The organism is Herminiimonas sp. CN, from assembly GCF_000622895.1.
Taxonomy (GTDB): domain Bacteria; phylum Pseudomonadota; class Gammaproteobacteria; order Burkholderiales; family Burkholderiaceae_D; genus AVCC01.
On the sequence record NZ_AVCC01000006.1, the window covers coordinates 17,113 to 34,290 of the forward strand.

At 57.8% G+C, this 17,178-nt stretch carries 13 protein-coding genes; 2 read left to right on the forward strand and 11 right to left on the reverse strand.

The window, feature by feature from the left end; all coding sequences use genetic code 11:
- Positions 1-154: 154 nt before the first annotated feature.
- From HMCN_RS0102670 to HMCN_RS0102725, 11 genes are all read right to left on the reverse strand, one after another.
- Positions 155-1,162 (reverse strand): U32 family peptidase, encoded by a 1,008-nt coding sequence (locus tag HMCN_RS0102670; protein ID WP_025915924.1) that lies wholly within the window; start codon positions 1,160-1,162, stop codon positions 155-157.
- Complete coding sequence (locus HMCN_RS0102675; protein ID WP_155837349.1) at positions 1,163-2,029, reverse strand: hypothetical protein; 867 nt, start codon at positions 2,027-2,029, stop codon at positions 1,163-1,165. It abuts the gene before it with no gap.
- Complete coding sequence (locus HMCN_RS0102680; RefSeq protein ID WP_025915926.1) at positions 2,026-2,706, reverse strand: S8 family serine peptidase; 681 nt, start codon at positions 2,704-2,706, stop codon at positions 2,026-2,028. The genes HMCN_RS0102675 and HMCN_RS0102680 overlap by 4 nt, the downstream gene beginning before the upstream one ends.
- On the reverse strand, positions 2,696-4,399 hold the full coding sequence (locus tag HMCN_RS0102685; RefSeq protein WP_025915927.1) for an ABC transporter ATP-binding protein: 1,704 nt from the start codon (positions 4,397-4,399) through the stop codon (positions 2,696-2,698). Before HMCN_RS0102685 ends, HMCN_RS0102680 begins: the two co-directional genes overlap by 11 nt.
- A gap of 30 nt (positions 4,400-4,429) precedes the next feature.
- The gene (gene peaD / locus HMCN_RS0102690; RefSeq protein WP_025915928.1) at positions 4,430-5,503 is read right to left on the reverse strand and encodes a quinohemoprotein amine dehydrogenase subunit beta; all 1,074 of its coding nucleotides are present in this window, start codon (positions 5,501-5,503) and stop codon (positions 4,430-4,432) included.
- A gap of 4 nt (positions 5,504-5,507) precedes the next feature.
- Positions 5,508-5,909, reverse strand: coding sequence for a quinohemoprotein amine dehydrogenase subunit gamma (gene qhpC, locus HMCN_RS18500; RefSeq protein ID WP_369792132.1), 402 nt, complete (start codon positions 5,907-5,909; stop codon positions 5,508-5,510).
- Positions 5,825-7,261 (reverse strand): quinohemoprotein amine dehydrogenase maturation protein, encoded by a 1,437-nt coding sequence (gene peaB, locus HMCN_RS0102700; RefSeq protein ID WP_025915930.1) that lies wholly within the window; start codon positions 7,259-7,261, stop codon positions 5,825-5,827. Before peaB ends, qhpC begins: the two co-directional genes overlap by 85 nt.
- A gap of 12 nt (positions 7,262-7,273) precedes the next feature.
- Complete coding sequence (gene peaA / locus HMCN_RS0102705) at positions 7,274-8,887, reverse strand: quinohemoprotein amine dehydrogenase subunit alpha (protein ID WP_162174111.1); 1,614 nt, start codon at positions 8,885-8,887, stop codon at positions 7,274-7,276.
- A gap of 592 nt (positions 8,888-9,479) precedes the next feature.
- Entirely contained in the window at positions 9,480-10,484 is a 1,005-nt protein-coding gene (locus HMCN_RS0102715) for a helix-turn-helix domain-containing protein (RefSeq protein WP_025915932.1), read from the reverse strand.
- A gap of 1,011 nt (positions 10,485-11,495) precedes the next feature.
- Positions 11,496-11,981 carry a single-stranded DNA-binding protein gene (gene ssb / locus HMCN_RS0102720; protein WP_025915933.1) on the reverse strand — a complete coding sequence of 162 codons (486 nt, stop codon included), beginning with the start codon at positions 11,979-11,981 and terminating at the stop codon, positions 11,496-11,498.
- Positions 11,982-12,007: 26 nt separating this feature from the next.
- On the reverse strand, positions 12,008-13,189 hold the full coding sequence (locus HMCN_RS0102725) for an MFS transporter (RefSeq protein ID WP_025915934.1): 1,182 nt from the start codon (positions 13,187-13,189) through the stop codon (positions 12,008-12,010).
- Between the two features lie 459 nt (positions 13,190-13,648).
- On the opposite strand from HMCN_RS0102725, the gene uvrA reads away from it, so the two are divergent.
- Positions 13,649-16,501, forward strand: a complete 2,853-nt coding sequence (gene uvrA, locus HMCN_RS0102730; RefSeq protein ID WP_025915935.1) for an excinuclease ABC subunit UvrA — start codon at positions 13,649-13,651, stop codon at positions 16,499-16,501.
- Between the two features lie 189 nt (positions 16,502-16,690).
- Complete coding sequence (locus tag HMCN_RS0102735) at positions 16,691-17,152, forward strand: DUF1810 domain-containing protein (protein WP_025915936.1); 462 nt, start codon at positions 16,691-16,693, stop codon at positions 17,150-17,152.
- The last annotated feature ends 26 nt before the right edge of the window (positions 17,153-17,178 follow it).

Here is a 17,178-nt window from a genome sequence, read left to right on the forward strand (position 1 = left end):
ATGGGCGCGGCCACGCGACCGTTATCCAATTTCGGCAATTTTTTATTTTAGTTACATGCGTCCCATCGAATACATGTCCGCACGGATACGCTATTTTCACAAGCAGCAGTCGATTCGATTTCGTTGATGACGACTTTTAATCCGACAGCATCTCTCATAACGGATAACGCACCTCCGGGTAGTAGCACATATACCCGCTTTGGCAGTGCTTCACCGTCTTGCGGATACCGACAGCTGTAGTAGCAACACTCATCGCATCGGCGCCTTGCCGCGCTTTTTCGAGCACCTGGTGAACCATTTCCACGCTTTTGATCTTGCGCTCTGTGGCGCCCTCCCGCCCCGCGATCTTGATCGATGCAACCCCGGCCTCACGTAGCCGGTGAATGGCGCAAAGGCCGCAAGGGCCATAGGGATAGCCCTCTTCCGTGGTTGAAAATCCGCAGCCAAAGCGGTACCACAGCCAGCGCTTGTAATCTGCATCGTTATCCTGCAGACGACGGACTGCCTCGTGCGGCATGGCCTTACCGGCAGCCCCCACGTACTCAAACTGATAACTGTCGACGCAGATCGGTCCGCCGAGTTTTTTCGGCAAGTGGATCGTATGGCAGACCCCTTCCTCGAAGACGCAACCGTCATTGAGGATGAATACCTCTATCTCGACGTCGGGTACTGCTTTGGCGATGACTTCTATCTCGTCGAGCGTCACATCCCTGGGAAGGATAACCCGGCGTACGCCAAGATCGCGATAAAAGCTGACGGCGGCACTGTTGCGGCAACTGGCCACCGAGCTGACGTGAATACCAAGGTCGGGAACCTGTTCGCGAAGGGCTACGATCAATGTCAGGTCGGCAACGATGACAGCATCGCCGCCCATTTCATTAAAACTGTTACCGAGATTAACCAAGGCGTCGAGCTGATCTGTTCCGTAGTGTTGGGCATTGAGCACCAAAAATAGCTGGGCGCCCGCGCCATGGGCAATGGTCACGGCCTTCTCCAGTTCGGAGAGGCTCGGCAGATTGGAAAAATAGCGGCGGTTCACCGCGCCTGTATTGAACTGGGCCACCCAGTTCGATGGCACTACCCCGCAGTAAAGCTCCTTGGCGCCGGCGGCAACCAGGGGTTCAATTTCGTCGATGTGGCTAATAGGTGATGTAATTTCCATTTAAACCTCAGAAAGCACCAAACGCTTGACATGACCTTGGGCGATGGCACCGCGCAGGGCGCCAAACATCGCGGCATCGTGCTGGTAGAACATAGTTGTCCCGCGACTATAGGTACGCAAGCCGGAAACTACCGCATCTGGTTCCCGCTCCAGAATGCCCAGACACTCGCGATGGCAGGCCCGGCCGGGAGCGAACTTATCCTCCGTTTTCTGACCTAGCGAGCCGATTTTGCAGATGCGGCCCTTGGCGATGTAGGCGTAGGGTGCCCAAACGGCCACATCCAGGTCATTGACGGTAAAGGCATCGGGGGTGGCGAAGGGCGGAATATCGAGCTCAACTTGCCGGATACCGAAACTGGAAAGTAATCGAGCATAAGGCGCTGCCCGGTAATTGCTGGGATAGACCTTGCTCCAGGTCGGTGCCGGTACCCGTGGATCCTTGATCATCTTGGCCAACTGGCGGCCAGCCACCACCCCGCGCCGGGGAAATTGCGTTTTCATTACCTGCGCTACTCCCCAATCATTGGCTAACACCTCCGCTCCTACCGGCAGCCGGTCAACGGTTGCAACGATGCGAGCCAGCAGCCCGTCGTTGGCGATGGGGGTGGGCAGCACAAAATTCAGCCCCAGACGCTCGGCCTGGTCCAGTGCTGTGGTCAGATCTGCATCGTTCGGAAACAAGTGCTCGCAGTACTCGCTGCCGAAATACAAGTGGGTGGCCACTGCGCCATGTGGCAGCAATTCTGCCAACTGCGGATCGTCCAGAAAAGCGAGCAAGGCCGCCCGATCAAGGGTCGCAAAAGATTTCAGTGCTGCTAGTCGGCGTGGAGCAGTGATCGCCAGCGCAATTTCCATAGTTTTTGTCATGAGACTGCCTGCCGGTGTTCGCGCCCGTGAAAACGCGCAATGGTCTGCAAATGATTTTTGAAATCGGCCACCGTAGCTGCCGGACATGCATCGAAAAAAGCGGCAGCACGGCCAGTCATGCGTGCCGCTGCGTAACTCGCCCCACCCCCTGAAAATCCGTTCGGCGGCAGGGGGGAAGCGCCGAATAAACGGTCATGCGCAATGCTGGCGCAATCGCCCTCCCCGCAACGAATGTCGCCGCTCACCGCCAACACACCGGGGTAGATTGCCGGATATGTCGCCTCCCCCCGGGCCGGATGGGATGCCACCAGCAACACGCCCTGTGAGATGGCGGCCAGACAGCTCTCCTTGAGGGCGCGGCGATCCTCACGCAACCCCAGGCTGAGATTAATGATCCGGGCACCTTCAGCAACGCACCATTCTATGGCTGCGACAATGACCTGCGCAGCGGCTGGCCGGGCGCCATAAAAAACCTGTGCCGAAAGCAAAGAGCAACGCGGGGCACGGGCCAGAATCAGACTGGCCACTGCAGTACCGTGGCCGAGAGAATCAGTCCTGTCCCCTGCCAGGCACTGCACTTGCCCCCCCTCAGCCAAGCGCATAGTTACACCGGCGCCCACGTCCGCGTCCAGTCCGGGACCGATGCCGCTATCGATAATCCCGACCTTAACCAACATGAGTTGCGACCGCTCCGGAAATCACCTCGAACTCTCCGTGGTGCAACCGATAAATCAAATCCCAATCTTGTGTGGAGCGGACATGATGTGTGATGAAAACGCAGGTGCGGCCGGAGAACCGGCGATGCACGAGAGCCAACAACTGGCATTCCATTTCAGGATCCACAGCACTGGTAGTTTCGTCGAGAACGAGGATCGATGGGTTCTGCAAAATCGCCCGGGCCAGGGCCAGCCGCAAGCGCTGGCCACGAGACAGTGCCGTACCGACGCCACCGACCGGCGTCTGAAGATGCACTTCCGCAGCTTCCAATCCGACCGACTGCAGAATGTCAAAAAGCTCCGCATCCTTGGCCTGCGGCTGGACAAAACGCAGATTGTCCGCCACGGTGCCAGGAAAAAAAGCCGGCTCCTGATCCACCAGCGCCACCCGGCGGCGCAGCTCGGCTACCGACACCTGATCAATAGCCACGCCATCAATAAAAATGTTGCCATGATCCGGCTGCAGATGTCCGAGTAGCAGATCTGCCAAGGTAGATTTCCCGCCACCGGAGGGTCCAATCAGCAATACCTTACTACCGGCCGGGATATGCAAGGATGCCTTGTGCAGGACAGGCTTGCCCTGCTCATAGGCGAAGCTCACCTCGTCCAATGCAATTTCACCCTGTAGCACGACCGGCAGACGGGCCGACACCTTATCCGTCTGCCGCGGCAGTTCGGCATCCAGTACCTCGGACAGTCGCTCCAAACTTACCCGCAGCCGCTGCCATCCAGCCAACACGCCCATCAAAGTATGTACCGGACCGGCCACGCGAGCCGAGTAACCGACGAAGGCAATTAACACCCCCATCGTAATCTGGCCTTTGGAGAGCAGATAGCCACCGCCGCCAAACACCAGAGCCGTTCCAGCCAAGCCCGCCACACGCTGTCCGGCGGCCAGAGAAAAACCAGTTTGCTGCGCTGCTTTCAAGGCCTGGTAGTAGTCGCCGTGCCGCTCCCTCAAAGCTGTCATGCGCGCCTCTTCGCCATTGGCTGACTGAATCAGCTTGACCGCCCGCAGACTGTCCAAAAAGAAGTTGGACAAGTGCGTGGACTGCCGGCGTGCCTCCCGAGCGCTACCCTCCACCGCCGCCCGTTTATGAAAACCGTGCAAGAGGGGTAATGGCAACATGGCCAGCAGCACCAATAGCGTCATCGGGAGGCTGAGGAATCCCATCAAGATGACAACCGCCAACAGGCTGAACAAGCCGTTGAACAGCGCCAGCGGCCCATCCACCAGGAAGCGCTGGACCTCGGCCAGATCGCCATCAAAACGGGAAATCAGGTCGCCAAAACCGACGCGCGAATAATAAACGGGAGACAGCGTTTGCAGGTGTTCGAATACCCGTTCCCGCAGGCCGAACAGCACGTGGGACGACAGCTCGAGATAATCGAAGCGGGTGATAGATTCCACCGCCAGCCCCAGCAGCGGTGCCAGCAGCATCAGTCCTGCCGCTGTCGCCAACACCTTCAGATCGCCGGTCAGTGCACCGTCATCCACCAGAACTTTCGACAGCCACGGCTGCAACAATGCCAGCAGGCTGGCGACAAAGGACAGGGTGACAACACGCAAGGCCAAGCGCCGTCGCACAGCCAGCAGCAGCCACCCCCAGTGCAGTATCGGGTGACGCCACAGCGGCGAAGAGGAAGGCATCATCTGATCCTATTCCTATTTTTGCACATGAGCTCAGCGCTGGATGATCCGCAGCGAAGTAGTCGACTGATCGGCACCGCCAGGGATGCTTATCTCTGCTTGTTTGGTGAGGGTTGCAGTGTCGTAGACCGCCACCGTGTCGCCGCCGCCGCCGAGGTAGACTTCCCTGCCGTCGCTGGAGATGTTGATGGCGTAGTAAGTACGGTCAAGCTGGACGCGCTGGACTAATTTCTTTTCTGCCGTATCGGCGCGGAAGACCTGATTCATCACAGCAAAAACCTCGGTGCGCTTCACGGGATTAACCACTGATGAAAAAATAACATCTTCTGCATTGGCAATCTCATCGTAACTTAGCTTTTCTGTAGCGAGATCAAAATTCATAATTCCAACCTTAAAAGCCTCAGGCGACTTGGGATCGACATCGGTTTTCGCTACGTAATAGGGGGTTGAGAGCACCCGAGCCTGCTCATATAGATTCCACATGGAAAAGACGTCAGGTTCACCAAAGCCTTTGCGCTGCGAATGGCGCAACAGATGAGTCTTGTCGACCTTGCCGGCCCTGGCATCAAAAACATAGAGATCCCATCCCAAGCCGACTACCCGGTCGCGATCTGCCGTGGGAGCCAATATGGTAATGCGGCGGGGCGCCGGAAAGGTTTTTACCGGCTTGGCACCGATGCCGTCGGCCGTGTTGTAGACGGCAATCCTGGTATCGAGGGATTCGTACTTGCTTCGTTTCATGCGTGTCGGGATTTGATACACGTAGAGTTTGCTGCCGTCGAGACTTACCGTCATGCCCATCATGGCTTTGACGCGTTCCTCCGGCGTCGACATGTCGGCGCGGAAAACTTGTTGCCCGCTATCGAGATCTATCCCAACCACACTTTCAAAGTGATTGGTCAGGACGTAAGCAATTTTGCCGTTCGCCGGAGCAGAGATCGCACTAGGCGCACCCTCACCCGGCAGTTGGTAGGTGCGCACCACTTTACGTGCCGCCAAATCTATCATTTGCAGACTATTGGGCCGACTGCCGGTGAGCAGGTAGTCGCCGGCTAACGCTGCGGGTGTCATTAGCAAGGTAATGAGAAAAATGATCCAACGTTTCATCGCTTTAATCCTCAGGGAAAAGTGTCTGCAGTTCCCGCCAGTCGCGTAGAGCCGAATTTTTACCTTCGCTCCAGTCGCGGGAAGTATTCATGTTGTCGGCGACTTGGGCTGGCCACCAGCAAGGATCGGTACAGCCGTAAAGATCCGCCTCCATGGGCTGGCAGAGTGTGGATAAACCGCCGAAGGCATCAATTTCCCAGCCTGGATCAAAGGTAGTGGTGCACCCGACCACATTGCTCATTGGACTGACTTCGAGAGATTGCCCTTCGGATGCGGGGGAAGATAGGCTATAAGCCTTATTATTGAGTGGTCTCAGGCGTTTCATTGTTGATCTCCATGTAATTCCTGCGCCTTGTTCTGGACGGCAAAAAAGCCGGGGTTGGCGCGCATGATTTCGCCGAAACATTCGATTCCGAAATCAAGCCACTCGCGGACGAAATCGCAGTGCGAGAAAGTCGGTGACAGGGCGCTGCCCTCGCGCACGTAGGCTTCGTGATAGCAGCCGCCAGCGCAAATGCTTCGCGCCGAACACTCTTGGCAAGCCGGATGCAGGCGCTGCGCTTCGGTGAGAAAGGCACTCAGGTCCTTCTCGGCGATGCCGACATTGACGTCCCCGAAACTCGGAAAAGACGTACCGGTAAATCGATGGCAAAGGGCAAGCTGGCCTTCGGCACTCACTGCCAGCAACCCGACCCCCGCCCCGCAAGGCAGTGCCTTGCGCGTCCCGCTGAAAAGGTCCTGCATCAGCTGGTTCATGTTAGAAAAGCCATGGCGAAAACCCCGTTTAGCCGCCGCCGTGTATTCCAGACCCAGAGCCTTCATGGCATCAAGCACCGCGCGCATTTCGACGCCATCAAGGCCGAGGGGTGAATCATTACTCGCCGTCGCCGGTGCGAAACCGACTTCAGAAAATCCCAGCTCGTCATGCAGGTGGCGATAAATGTGCACCACATCCGTGTTTCCGCCGCTTAACGTCACCCGAGCCCCCACCGGCCGTGACGTACATCCCGCCAGCAAGCGCCGGACATTTTTCGACACCTGCTTATGGGTGCCCTTGCCGCCGATGGTGATGCGATAGCGGTCGTGAGTCTCTTCATCTCCGTCCATGCTCACCGAAATGCCGAAGCGGTGCGACTGAAAGAACGCGATCATCTCGTCGGTCAGCAAGCTGGCGTTGGTGGTGAGGGAAAAATCCACCTTTTTTCCTAATTTTTCTGCTTCCTCTTCGGCATAGGCGACCAGCGCGTGGATGCTGGAAAAGCGCATCGTAGGCTCACCGCCGAAGAAGACCACGTTCACCTGTTCATGACCAGTAGATTCCCGTAGCAACATATCGAGGGCGCGCCTTGCGGTAGCATCCTCCATTACAACGGCATCGCGGGGAGGGGTGAGATCCTCACGGTAACAATAGGTACAACCCAAGTTACAGCCGGTGGTCAGCGTCAGTACCAGCGTATTGATCGGGAAGTGCTTGATTTCACGAGGCGTAATTTCGTAATCCTTACGCTTGGCCGAGATGATGCCAAGGGCAAGAAAATCGGAGAGGGAATCGCAGACTTCGTCTGGCGAAAAGATACCGTCGAAGCGGCCACGAACCTGCTGCTCGCTCACAGCGCCGGTCTCCTCCAGCAACTCCAGCACTGAATCGGCTGCCTTATCCAGTTCGAACATCGCGGTGGTCGGTACATGTAGCAAGAAGCGCCGGCCGCTTTGCCCCAGCGCCCGATAGTTCTGTCTTTGCAGTTGCAGTGATGCCATGGTGTACTTCTCCTAGCGTAGCGACGGCTTGTTCCAGCGTTGCACGGTCACTATCAGATGACCTCTCGCCTCGCTGGTGCGCGCCTGGTCTGCAACCTTGGCGATGACGGACAAATTTCCGGTGTTGTTCATGCCTTTGCGTGCCGGATTGGAGCCGGCCACGGCTGGAATATACAGCCCGCTTTGTTCCATGACGCCGGTAAACCTGACGTCGTCGTCAGCCTTGGCTTTCTCGTCGTAGTTATCGACACTCCAGTTGGCCGGAACCCAACCGAGACGAACGTCATCTGCGGTGCCCGGGATTCCATCGGCACCATTGAGGTAGGCTATAGCTTCAAACTGTGCTGACATGCCTAGATTGGTGCCGCCGCCCAAACGGGCAATGCCGAACTCGGGCTCGACACGAATAGAGTCAAACTGGCGGTAAACCGCCACCTTCACGTCGTCCGTCCCACCCTTGGCACGAAGGTTACGCAGTCCGACCGCCGCGTCGTCGGCAACGCTCACCATGAGTTCGACCTCGCCGGCGTTTTTCTGCTTGGCTGAAAGCACCCGGATCCCCGGCCCCAAGTCATAATCCTTGCCGAGTTGAACGCCATGCACGCTCAGGAGCGTTTCGCTACCCGCCTTCAACAAGGACGGGAATACCGCGATGATGCTGGGGCGAGAGCCAACCCCAGCCTGCACGGCCTCGAACGTCGCGCCAACCTCGTCAGTTTCGCGCAGGAACCATCGACCGGAGAGTTTCTTGCCATCTTCGCTCAAGGCAAGCACCGTGCGTACCTTCTCGTTACCGAGAGTAGCATCGCCGCGCCATTCGTAGCCGCTGTAAATGATGCTCTGCCCATGGCCGCGCACCCGATTGCCGGCTGCGTAATTCAACTCGTAGCGGACGTCATAGCGATCACTGCCCAGGGCATCGACCTGCATGTAGCCGGCGTAATCACCCCAACCCGGCCGGTGACCGGCGATTCGCCACGAACCGGTGGGCAACGCATGCTTCTTGTTCTGCCAGCTTTTCCAGGCCGCAGTGTTGGCCGGATAGAGACCGGCCAACTCGAGCGCCACCTGATTAAGGGCGATATCCTTCCAGTTACGATCGCGTCCCAAGGCTGAATATTCAATGCTAGGAAACTGACCAAGATGCGTATGGATAAGATTTTTCCACTCGCCAACATCGCGACGCTGCAGGGCGACACGGCCAAAACTGTGGCAGCGCGCGCACATTTGGCCTAGCTTTTCGCTAGGAACAACATCCTGGACATTAGGTCTCCGCTCAATCAGGAAACGGTACGGCGCAGCCTCTTCGGGAGCCAGCCCCTGCTGGTCCGTAAGGTATTTGACCAAGGACTGACGTTCTTCCCTGGATATCTCCACCTTGTGCCAGACCTGCATGCGGGCGATGCTCATATCCCAACCTTCGGGTGTCTTGCGCAGGTCCGGAATGCGTTGCAGCTTGCCGCCCTCGAGGTGACAGCCGCCGCATTTGTTTTTCAGAATATCCGGCGCCGAAATCGGTGCTGCAAGCACTCCTCCAGTCAGCAGCAGACCGGCGATGGTCATCAGGCCACGCCGAAGCCAGCGGGCCTTACGGCCAATCAGCATCTTCATCGCATCCAGTAACATTGTCATCCTTTTTCACGATTGAGCCAGAGCGGCCTCAATGACCTCCAGCACTTTAAGTGTAAGAAGGGTCTGAAAAAGCTGTTATCCAAATTCGGCAATAGCGTCCGAAATTCCGTCCGGCGAAGCTGGCGGCAAGCCGTCCACCTGCAGCCAGGAAGGCTTGATTCCCCAGTACGCCTCTCTTTGGCGCTCATCCCATGGCTTGTCCAGGGTGTCGATTTTGATAATCGCTAAACGACAACTGACAATTCAGACAGACTTCATCGTCGGCAATCGCTTATCGATGCCGACGACGAAGGCGAGCATTCATTCGGTGCATGACACGCAGATCAGGGCTCTGCAAGTCCGGGGCCTATGAGGCGCTAACAAGGACAGGCCTGCAGCATTCACGATGATGTTCGACGGATGGTGATGCGGCCACGGGTGCTTCGATGTTGGAACTGCGACTATAAGGCTCCGTTGATTGCAGAGCGTGGCGCGCAACTGATGGATGAATTTACAAGAAAACGTGCATCTGGGTTTCGATAGCCTGTTCGCCATGATGAAATTGGCGTTCGATACCGCCACCGAACCCGGCTTGTCAGGCGGGTTCTCATTGGTGTTTACGTAAAGTTTCCGACGGGAGTTCGTCAAACATTTGCTTGTAGTTGCCAGCAAAGCGGGAAAGATGCCAGAAACCCCAGTGGGCGGCGATATCCGCTACTGTCATGCGGCTGCCTCCGGCACCGGCCTTGAGTTCCCGTCGGACCCGGTTTAGTCGGATGGCTCGCAGATAAGCGACCGGATTGATATCCAGAACAGACTCAAAACTGTATTGCAGGGTACGTCGCGAGATATTCAAGGCCGTACATAAATCGGCGACCGTGACCGGGTCGTCATGATGCTCCAGCACGTAGGCCTTGGCTTTATCCACCACACCCTTGCGCGACGTCGGGATGACAATATGATTGACTGAGCTGGTATCGCTGGTTGCAACCACCAGATTGTCAAAAATTTCCTGCTCAATGATTTTTCTGGTGCGAGGGGAATTTAACATTCCAGGCGACCTCTTGATGTTGCTCAGCAGCAGTTCCAGAAACTCGCCCAAACCGTGAGCAACTCCGACGGACTGCCCAAAAACACCGGAAGTGGAGAGTTTGGCCTCGGTATCCACACCCCAGACAGTACAGGCAAACTCCCGTAATTCCGCGGCACCAGTGGAAATAGCAATGATATCAAGTTGTTTTGGTGTTCGAAAATCCAGGTCTTCGTCTCCACCTTGTGTGACCAGCGCCCCCCGACTGAGCGCGGTTCCGGACAACAGTCCACCGCCGCTTGCATCGAGGACGACGCCAATGGTGCGGGATCCCTCCCAAGGCCGTCCAATTTGATGCAGAACTTGGTTTGTCTTCTCGCGAAATATTTGTATATTATCAAACCACACCTCCTCCAAGGAACCCGAGAAAGCACCACTGGAGAGTTGTTCATATTCCTGCTGCCAGTGTTGCAATCTTGCGGCGTGATCGTCGATGTCCCTTATGACTGTCTCTGTGAAAATAAAGCAATCCTCATCGCCGTGAACGATGGATGTGGCATGCGGGGCATTAAGCGAGTTCATGGGGGACAATCCTTGCAATACAACTGCTCTTTGGCAGAAACTAAAAGGCTCCTGCAAAAGTTCCGGAACAGATAGGTCGCGGGCGTTGCCTACCGATGCTCTGAACGATTTTCGTGTTTGACACAGTTAATTTCTCAAGTTTGGTTGGCTGCCTCGTATCAGTGTTTTATCCTGCTTGGACCACATGGTGACGATATATCTTCTGGGCATCAATCACCTTGCTGCATGCTCTTTTGCCGGCCTGTTCGACTGCCGCTGCTCATATGTGAGAAAACGCTCAACTGATTCGTCGTCAGCACCAATAAGCCAAACATCGTTTGTGATCAATCAATCAATAGCATATGCCTGAGACGGCGGATCAACGTATCGCTCGAATAGTTCCTAACCAGAAGCTCATACACGTCCCCACCTAATTTCACTTGCAAAAATTCGGCAAACGCAGGCGAGGAGGCCACTTCATCCGGCACTACCTTCCATATCGGAATCTGCGCAACAGCTTTAGAGCGAGCTCCATCGTGAGCCGTTCAATTAACGTCGAGGTTGTGCGCGGATCCGACACGATCCTCGCAACGAATCCGCTCGCCAGCGCGCCACCATTGCCGCCTTCCGGAAAACGCCACTGGCAAAATATTCACACAACAATATGTTTGAAGTCAATCATTAATTGAGTGCATTCTGGGCGCTAGCGCAGCGGTTGGCGTGCGTCGAAATTTCCGGCGCCGACCGAGCAACCAGGCAAACTGGCGAGCTACTTGAATAACCGCCAGCAGCAACGATCACTTTGGCATTTCACTGGGGCGGTCGCTTCCTTGAAAATAAAACGAAAAAACAACGCCATAAAAATCGCAAAGCGCTCTCCTTTTAACTGCCGACAGTACATTTGTTTATATTCAGAAAAGATACGTTTTATACATACAGGCAGACGCAAGAGCAAAAACCGCAAACAATAAAAAAGCGGAGCTAAATCAATAGCTCCGCCTCAGTTGTTTACACTTTCGCGCTTATCCGGGCCTAGAAAGGGATATCGTCATCCATATCGGAGAAGTTCGATGCCGGTCGCGGAGCGGGAGCCTGCGGCCGCTGCTGCTGCGGACTAGGCTGACGCTGCTGGGCCGGCGCGCTGCTGTAACCGCCATCATCCATACCGACGCTGCCGCCGCCTTGACGACCGCCCAGCATTTGCATGGTATCGGCGCGAATGTCGGTCGCGTATTTTTCAACGCCGTCCTTATCGGTGTATTTGCGTGTGCGCAGGCTGCCTTCTATATACACTTGCGAGCCTTTTTTCAGGTATTGCGACATGATTTCAGCCAGCTTGCCGAAGGCGGTGATCCGGTGCCATTCGGTTTGCTCTTTTTTCTCGCCGGTGGACTTGTCCTTCCAGCTGTCGGTGGTCGCCACGGCAATGGTGGTCAGCGCATCACCGCTGGGCATGTAACGGGTTTCCGGGTCGCGTCCGAGATTGCCGACGATGATGACTTTATTGACTGATGCCATAGGGTTCTCCTGATTTCCTGTGTGATCTAGGCGGCAGCAGCCTGAGGCTTGCTGCGGCGCGGTAAGTTTTGCATATTGGATGCGATTATAAGCCAGCCTACCGTCAACACCGTGCCGAGGATGAAGACCGAATTCGGGCCGGCATGCTGCTTCAGCCAGCCGCCCAGCGCGCCGCCGCAGAACAGTCCCAGCGCCTGCAAGGTGTTGTATACGCCCAACGCCGCGCCTTTGGCGGCTGGCGGCGCGATGCGCGACACCAGCGACGGCAGGCTGGCTTCCATGATGTTGAAGGCGATGAAGAACGCAAACAGCAGCCCGATCAAGGCCATCGGCTGGGTCAGGAACTGCCACATGCCGATCTGCACGCACAGCAGCAGCGCAATCGCGCCGACGAACACCTGCTTCATCTTGCCCTGTTTTTCGCCGATGAAGATCGGCGGCAGCATTATGATAAATGACGCCAGCACCACCGGCAGATAGATTTTCCAGTGCTCTGCCACCGGCAAATCGAGATATTGCACCAGCACCGACGGCACCACCACGAACATCGCCATCTGCATCAGATGCAAGGCAAACACGCCGTAATTCAGGCGCATCAGTTCGGTATTGCGCAATACCGTCGAAAATGGCACCCGCGCCGCCGGCAGCGCCGGTGCGGCCGGCACCAGATACAGCACGACCAGGATCGCCAGCACCGACAGGGTGCCGGTCAATGCAAAAATCCCGCCCATTCCGACCGCCTTGTACAGCAGCGGCGACGCCACCAGCGAAAACGCGAAGGTCAGGCCGATCGAGCCGCCGACCATCGCCATGGCCTTGGTGCGGTGCTCTTCGCGGGTCGAATCGGCGATGAAAGCGGTCACCGCGGCGGAGATCGCGCCGGCACCCTGTATCGCCCGGCCAATGATCATCCACAGCATGTTGTCGGCGCCGGCGGCGATGAAGGAGCCGAGCGCAAACAGGATCAGGCCGATGATGATGACCGGCTTGCGGCCGTATTTGTCGGAGGCGGCGCCGAACGGAATTTGCCCGAACGACTGGGTCAGGCCGTAAATCCCCATCGCCAGACCGACCAGGAAGGCGTTGTCGCCGCCGGGCAGGGTTTTGGCGTGGATAGCAAAAACCGGCAAGATCAGGAACAGACCCAGCATGCGCAAGGCGAAAATCGATGCCAGCGAGGCGGAGGACTTGATTTCAGCGCGCGTCATGGCGCTCGGCAAGGATTGGAGAGTAGTGGCAGACATGGGCAGGATACGAAAGACGAGACGGGTTTTACGACAGCTTTTGAAAGAAGCTATAGTATCAGGTTGATTGCCCGGACTCTCGGGCAAGAGCGGCAGGGTTAGCATGGGGTAACCGACGATTATTGTACGATCAAGCCACACGGGCTCCGCCCGCACTGCTTGCAAGCGCCAGTATATTTAACATACGCAATTAATTTAAGCGAGAAATGCCATAAGAATTCCAATACTCCCTATTTTTAAGAAAATAACCGGATTGCGGTACGGGCGCGCGCCTTGCAGCGACTGCGCATGACATCCGATATCGATTAAAACCCCAGCGTAAATGATCCAGCGAAAACCTGCAGCACGCCGCGACTTCAATGCCCGGTTTTAACCTATCCTCACGACTTCCAGAATCCGAAAAGCCACCGCAGAAAGCTGTACATGGAACAAATCCGCATCCGGGGCGCACGCACGCACAACCTGAAGAACATCAATCTGGACTTGCCGCGCAACAAGCTGGTGGTCATCACCGGCCTGTCCGGCTCCGGCAAGTCGTCGCTGGCGTTCGATACGCTGTACGCGGAAGGTCAGCGGCGCTACGTCGAATCGCTGTCGGCCTACGCGCGGCAGTTCCTGCAACTGATGGAAAAACCGGACGTCGACCTGATCGAAGGCCTGTCGCCGGCGATCTCGATCGAACAGAAGGCCACTTCGCATAACCCGCGCTCCACTGTCGGCACCGTCACCGAAATCCACGATTACCTGCGGCTGCTGTACGCGCGCGTCGGCACCCCTTACTGCCCGGACCATCCGGAACACCCGCTGGCTGCGCAATCGGTGTCGCAAATGGTCGATGCGGTGCTGGCGATGCCGGAAGACACCAAGCTGATGATCCTGGCGCCGGTGGTGGCCAACCGCAAGGGCGAGCATGTCGATTTGTTCGAACAGATGCAGGCCCAGGGCTTCGTGCGGTTCCGGGTCCAGAGCGGCACCGGCGACGCCAAAATCCATGAAATCGACGACCTGCCGAAGCTGAAGAAGACCGAGAAGCACACCATCGACGTGGTGGTCGACCGCGCCAAGGTCAAGGACGAAATCAAGCAGCGCCTGGCGGAATCGTTCGAGACTGCGCTGCGGCTGGCCAACGGCCGTGCGATCGCGCTGGAAATGGACAGCGGCGCCGAGCAGGTGTTTTCCAGCAAGTTCGCCTGCCAGCAATGCGGCTATTCGCTGCAGGAGCTGGAGCCGCGCCTGTTCTCGTTCAACAACCCGATGGGCGCCTGCCCGGAGTGCGACGGCCTCGGCCATATCGAATTCTTCGACCCGAAGCGGATCGTCGCCTTCCCGAATCTGTCGCTGGCGTCCGGCGCGGTGAAAGGCTGGGACCGGCGCAACCAGTTCTATTTCCAGATGCTGACCAGCCTGGCCGAGCATTACGGCTTCGACCTCGATACGCCGTTCGAACAATTGCCGCAGGAAGCACAGCAGGCGGTGCTGTACGGCTCCGGCAAGGACAAGATCCCGTTCGCCTATCTGAACGAGCGCGGCAAGACCGTGATCCGCGAGCATGCGTTCGAAGGCGTGGTCACCAACCTGCAGCGGCGCTACCGCGAAACCGATTCGATGGCGGTCAAGGAAGAACTGGCCAAATTCATCAACGAGAAGCAATGCCCGTCCTGCCACGGCGCGCGGCTGCGGGTCGAAGCGCGCTTCGTGAAGGTCGGCAGCGGCGCGCAGGAACGCGCGATCTACGACATCGCCGGCATGCCGCTGCGCACCACGCTGGCCTTCTTCGAGCAGCTCGAACTGCAGGGCGCCAAGAAGGAAATCGCCGACCGGGTGGTGAAGGAAATCATCTCGCGCCTGACTTTCCTGAATAACGTCGGGCTCGACTACCTGTCGCTCGACCGCAGCGCCGATACCCTGTCCGGCGGCGAGGCGCAGCGCATCCGGCTGGCGTCGCAGATCGGCTCCGGCCTGACCGGCGTCATGTACGTGCTGGACGAACCGTCGATCGGCCTGCACCAGCGCGACAACGACCGCCTGATCGACACCCTGCGCCACCTGCGCGACATCGGCAACAGCGTACTAGTGGTCGAGCACGACGAAGACGCGATCCGCACCGCCGATCATATCGTCGACATGGGCCTCGGCGCCGGCGTGCACGGCGGCGAAGTGATCGCGCAAGGCACGCTGGCAGACATCCTGAAAAGCAAGGAATCGCTGACCGCGCAATACCTGAACGGCAAGCTGAAAATCGCCACGCCCGCCACCCGCACCGCCGTCAACCCCGACAAGCAACTCATCATCGCGGGCGCTTGCGGCAACAACCTGCAAAACGTCACGCTGAACCTGCCGGTCGGTTTGCTGACCTGCGTGACCGGCGTCTCCGGCTCCGGCAAATCGACGCTGGTCAACGACACGCTGTACCTGGCTGCCGCGCGCCATCTGTACGGCGCGCACGCGGAGCCGGCCGCGTACGAATCGATCGCCGGGCTGGAACATTTCGACAAGGTGATCGCAGTCGACCAGGCCCCGATCGGGCGCACCCCGCGCTCCAATCCGGCCACCTACACCGGCCTGTTTACGCCGATCCGCGACCTGTTCTCGACCGTGCCGATGGCCAAGGAGCGCGGCTATTCGGCCGGCCGGTTCTCGTTCAACGTCAAGGGCGGGCGCTGCGAAGCCTGCCAGGGCGACGGCGTAATCAAGGTCGAGATGCACTTTTTGCCCGACGTCTACGTGCCGTGCGACGTCTGCCACGGCAAGCGCTACAACCGCGAAACGCTGGAAGTCCAGTACAAGGGCAAGAACATCACCGAAGTGCTGGGCATGACGGTCGAAGCCGCGCACGAATTCTTCAAGCCGGTGCCGGTCATCGCGCGCAAGCTGCAAACCCTGCTCGACGTCGGCCTCGGCTACATCCGGCTCGGCCAGAGCGCAACCACCTTGTCCGGCGGCGAAGCGCAGCGCGTCAAGCTGTCGCTGGAACTGTCGAAGCGCGACACCGGCCGCACGCTGTACATCCTGGACGAGCCGACCACCGGCCTGCACTTCCACGACATCGACCTGCTGCTGAAGGTGATCCACCGCCTGCGCGACCAGGGCAACACGGTCGTCATCATCGAGCACAACCTGGACGTCATCAAAACCGCCGACTGGCTGATCGACCTCGGCCCCGAGGGCGGCGCCGGCGGCGGGAAAATCATCGCCACCGGCACCCCGGAACAGGTGGCGGCCAATCCGGACAGCGTCACCGGCAAATACCTGCTGCCGCTGCTGCAGAAGAAATAACGCGCCGATGGCCAAGCACCTGCGCCCCGGCCTGGGCCGAACACGGCCCGGCCGGGGCGCAGGTGCGCAGCGTGGCGGTGACTGAGATCGATGATGACTTGACGGCGGATGACGAATTCCGCATCCTGCCGAATAAGTAGGTCGGAAAAGCGCTGCGCCTTCCGACCTACACTCAAAGAAGGAGATGACATGTCCACTCCAAACAATCACACCAACGCCGCAGATCCTTTCTGCCTGAACCGCTTCGTCAACGCCCAGGAAAGTATCTACCAGCAAGTTCTGGCCGAGCTGGAACAGGGGCGAAAACAGACGCACTGGATGTGGTACGTATTTCCCCAGATCGACGGCCTGGGGCATAGCCGGCTGGCGGAAACATATGCGATCAAAAATCTTGAAGAAGCGCGGGAATACCTGCGGCATCCGGTACTCGGCGCGCGGCTGAGGGAGTGCACGGAAAAAGTGATCGCCGTGGAGGGCAAATCGGCCGCAACCATTTTTGGACATCCCGACGACCTGAAGTTCAGGTCATGCATGACGCTGTTTGCCTGCGCGGCCGAAGCGGAATCAGCATTTCCCCGGGCGCTGGAAAAGTATTTTGACGGCGAGAAAGACCTGCGGACGCTCGCACTTCTGGCGCAAACCGACAATTGAATGGGTATTTTCAATAGCGCAATGAA

Bases quoted from the DNA above. Each gene is read 5' to 3' on its own strand.
- HMCN_RS0102670 (WP_025915924.1), bottom strand. From the start codon at position 1,162: ATGGAAATTACATCACCTATTAGCCACATCGACGAAATTGAACCCCTG.
- ssb (WP_025915933.1), bottom strand. From the start codon at position 11,981: ATGGCATCAGTCAATAAAGTCATCATCGTCGGCAATCTCGGACGCGAC.
- HMCN_RS0102735 (WP_025915936.1), top strand. From the start codon at position 16,691: ATGTCCACTCCAAACAATCACACCAACGCCGCAGATCCTTTCTGCCTG.
- HMCN_RS0102680 (WP_025915926.1), bottom strand. From the start codon at position 2,706: ATGTTGGTTAAGGTCGGGATTATCGATAGCGGCATCGGTCCCGGACTG.
- peaD (WP_025915928.1), bottom strand. From the start codon at position 5,503: ATGAAACGTTGGATCATTTTTCTCATTACCTTGCTAATGACACCCGCA.
- HMCN_RS0102685 (WP_025915927.1), bottom strand. From the start codon at position 4,399: ATGATGCCTTCCTCTTCGCCGCTGTGGCGTCACCCGATACTGCACTGG.
- qhpC (WP_369792132.1), bottom strand. From the start codon at position 5,909: ATGTTTCGGCGAAATCATGCGCGCCAACCCCGGCTTTTTTGCCGTCCA.
- HMCN_RS0102715 (WP_025915932.1), bottom strand. From the start codon at position 10,484: ATGAACTCGCTTAATGCCCCGCATGCCACATCCATCGTTCACGGCGAT.
- peaA (WP_162174111.1), bottom strand. From the start codon at position 8,887: ATGTTACTGGATGCGATGAAGATGCTGATTGGCCGTAAGGCCCGCTGG.
- HMCN_RS0102675 (WP_155837349.1), bottom strand. From the start codon at position 2,029: ATGACAAAAACTATGGAAATTGCGCTGGCGATCACTGCTCCACGCCGA.
- HMCN_RS0102725 (WP_025915934.1), bottom strand. From the start codon at position 13,189: ATGACGCGCGCTGAAATCAAGTCCTCCGCCTCGCTGGCATCGATTTTC.
- peaB (WP_025915930.1), bottom strand. From the start codon at position 7,261: ATGGCATCACTGCAACTGCAAAGACAGAACTATCGGGCGCTGGGGCAA.
- uvrA (WP_025915935.1), top strand. From the start codon at position 13,649: ATGGAACAAATCCGCATCCGGGGCGCACGCACGCACAACCTGAAGAAC.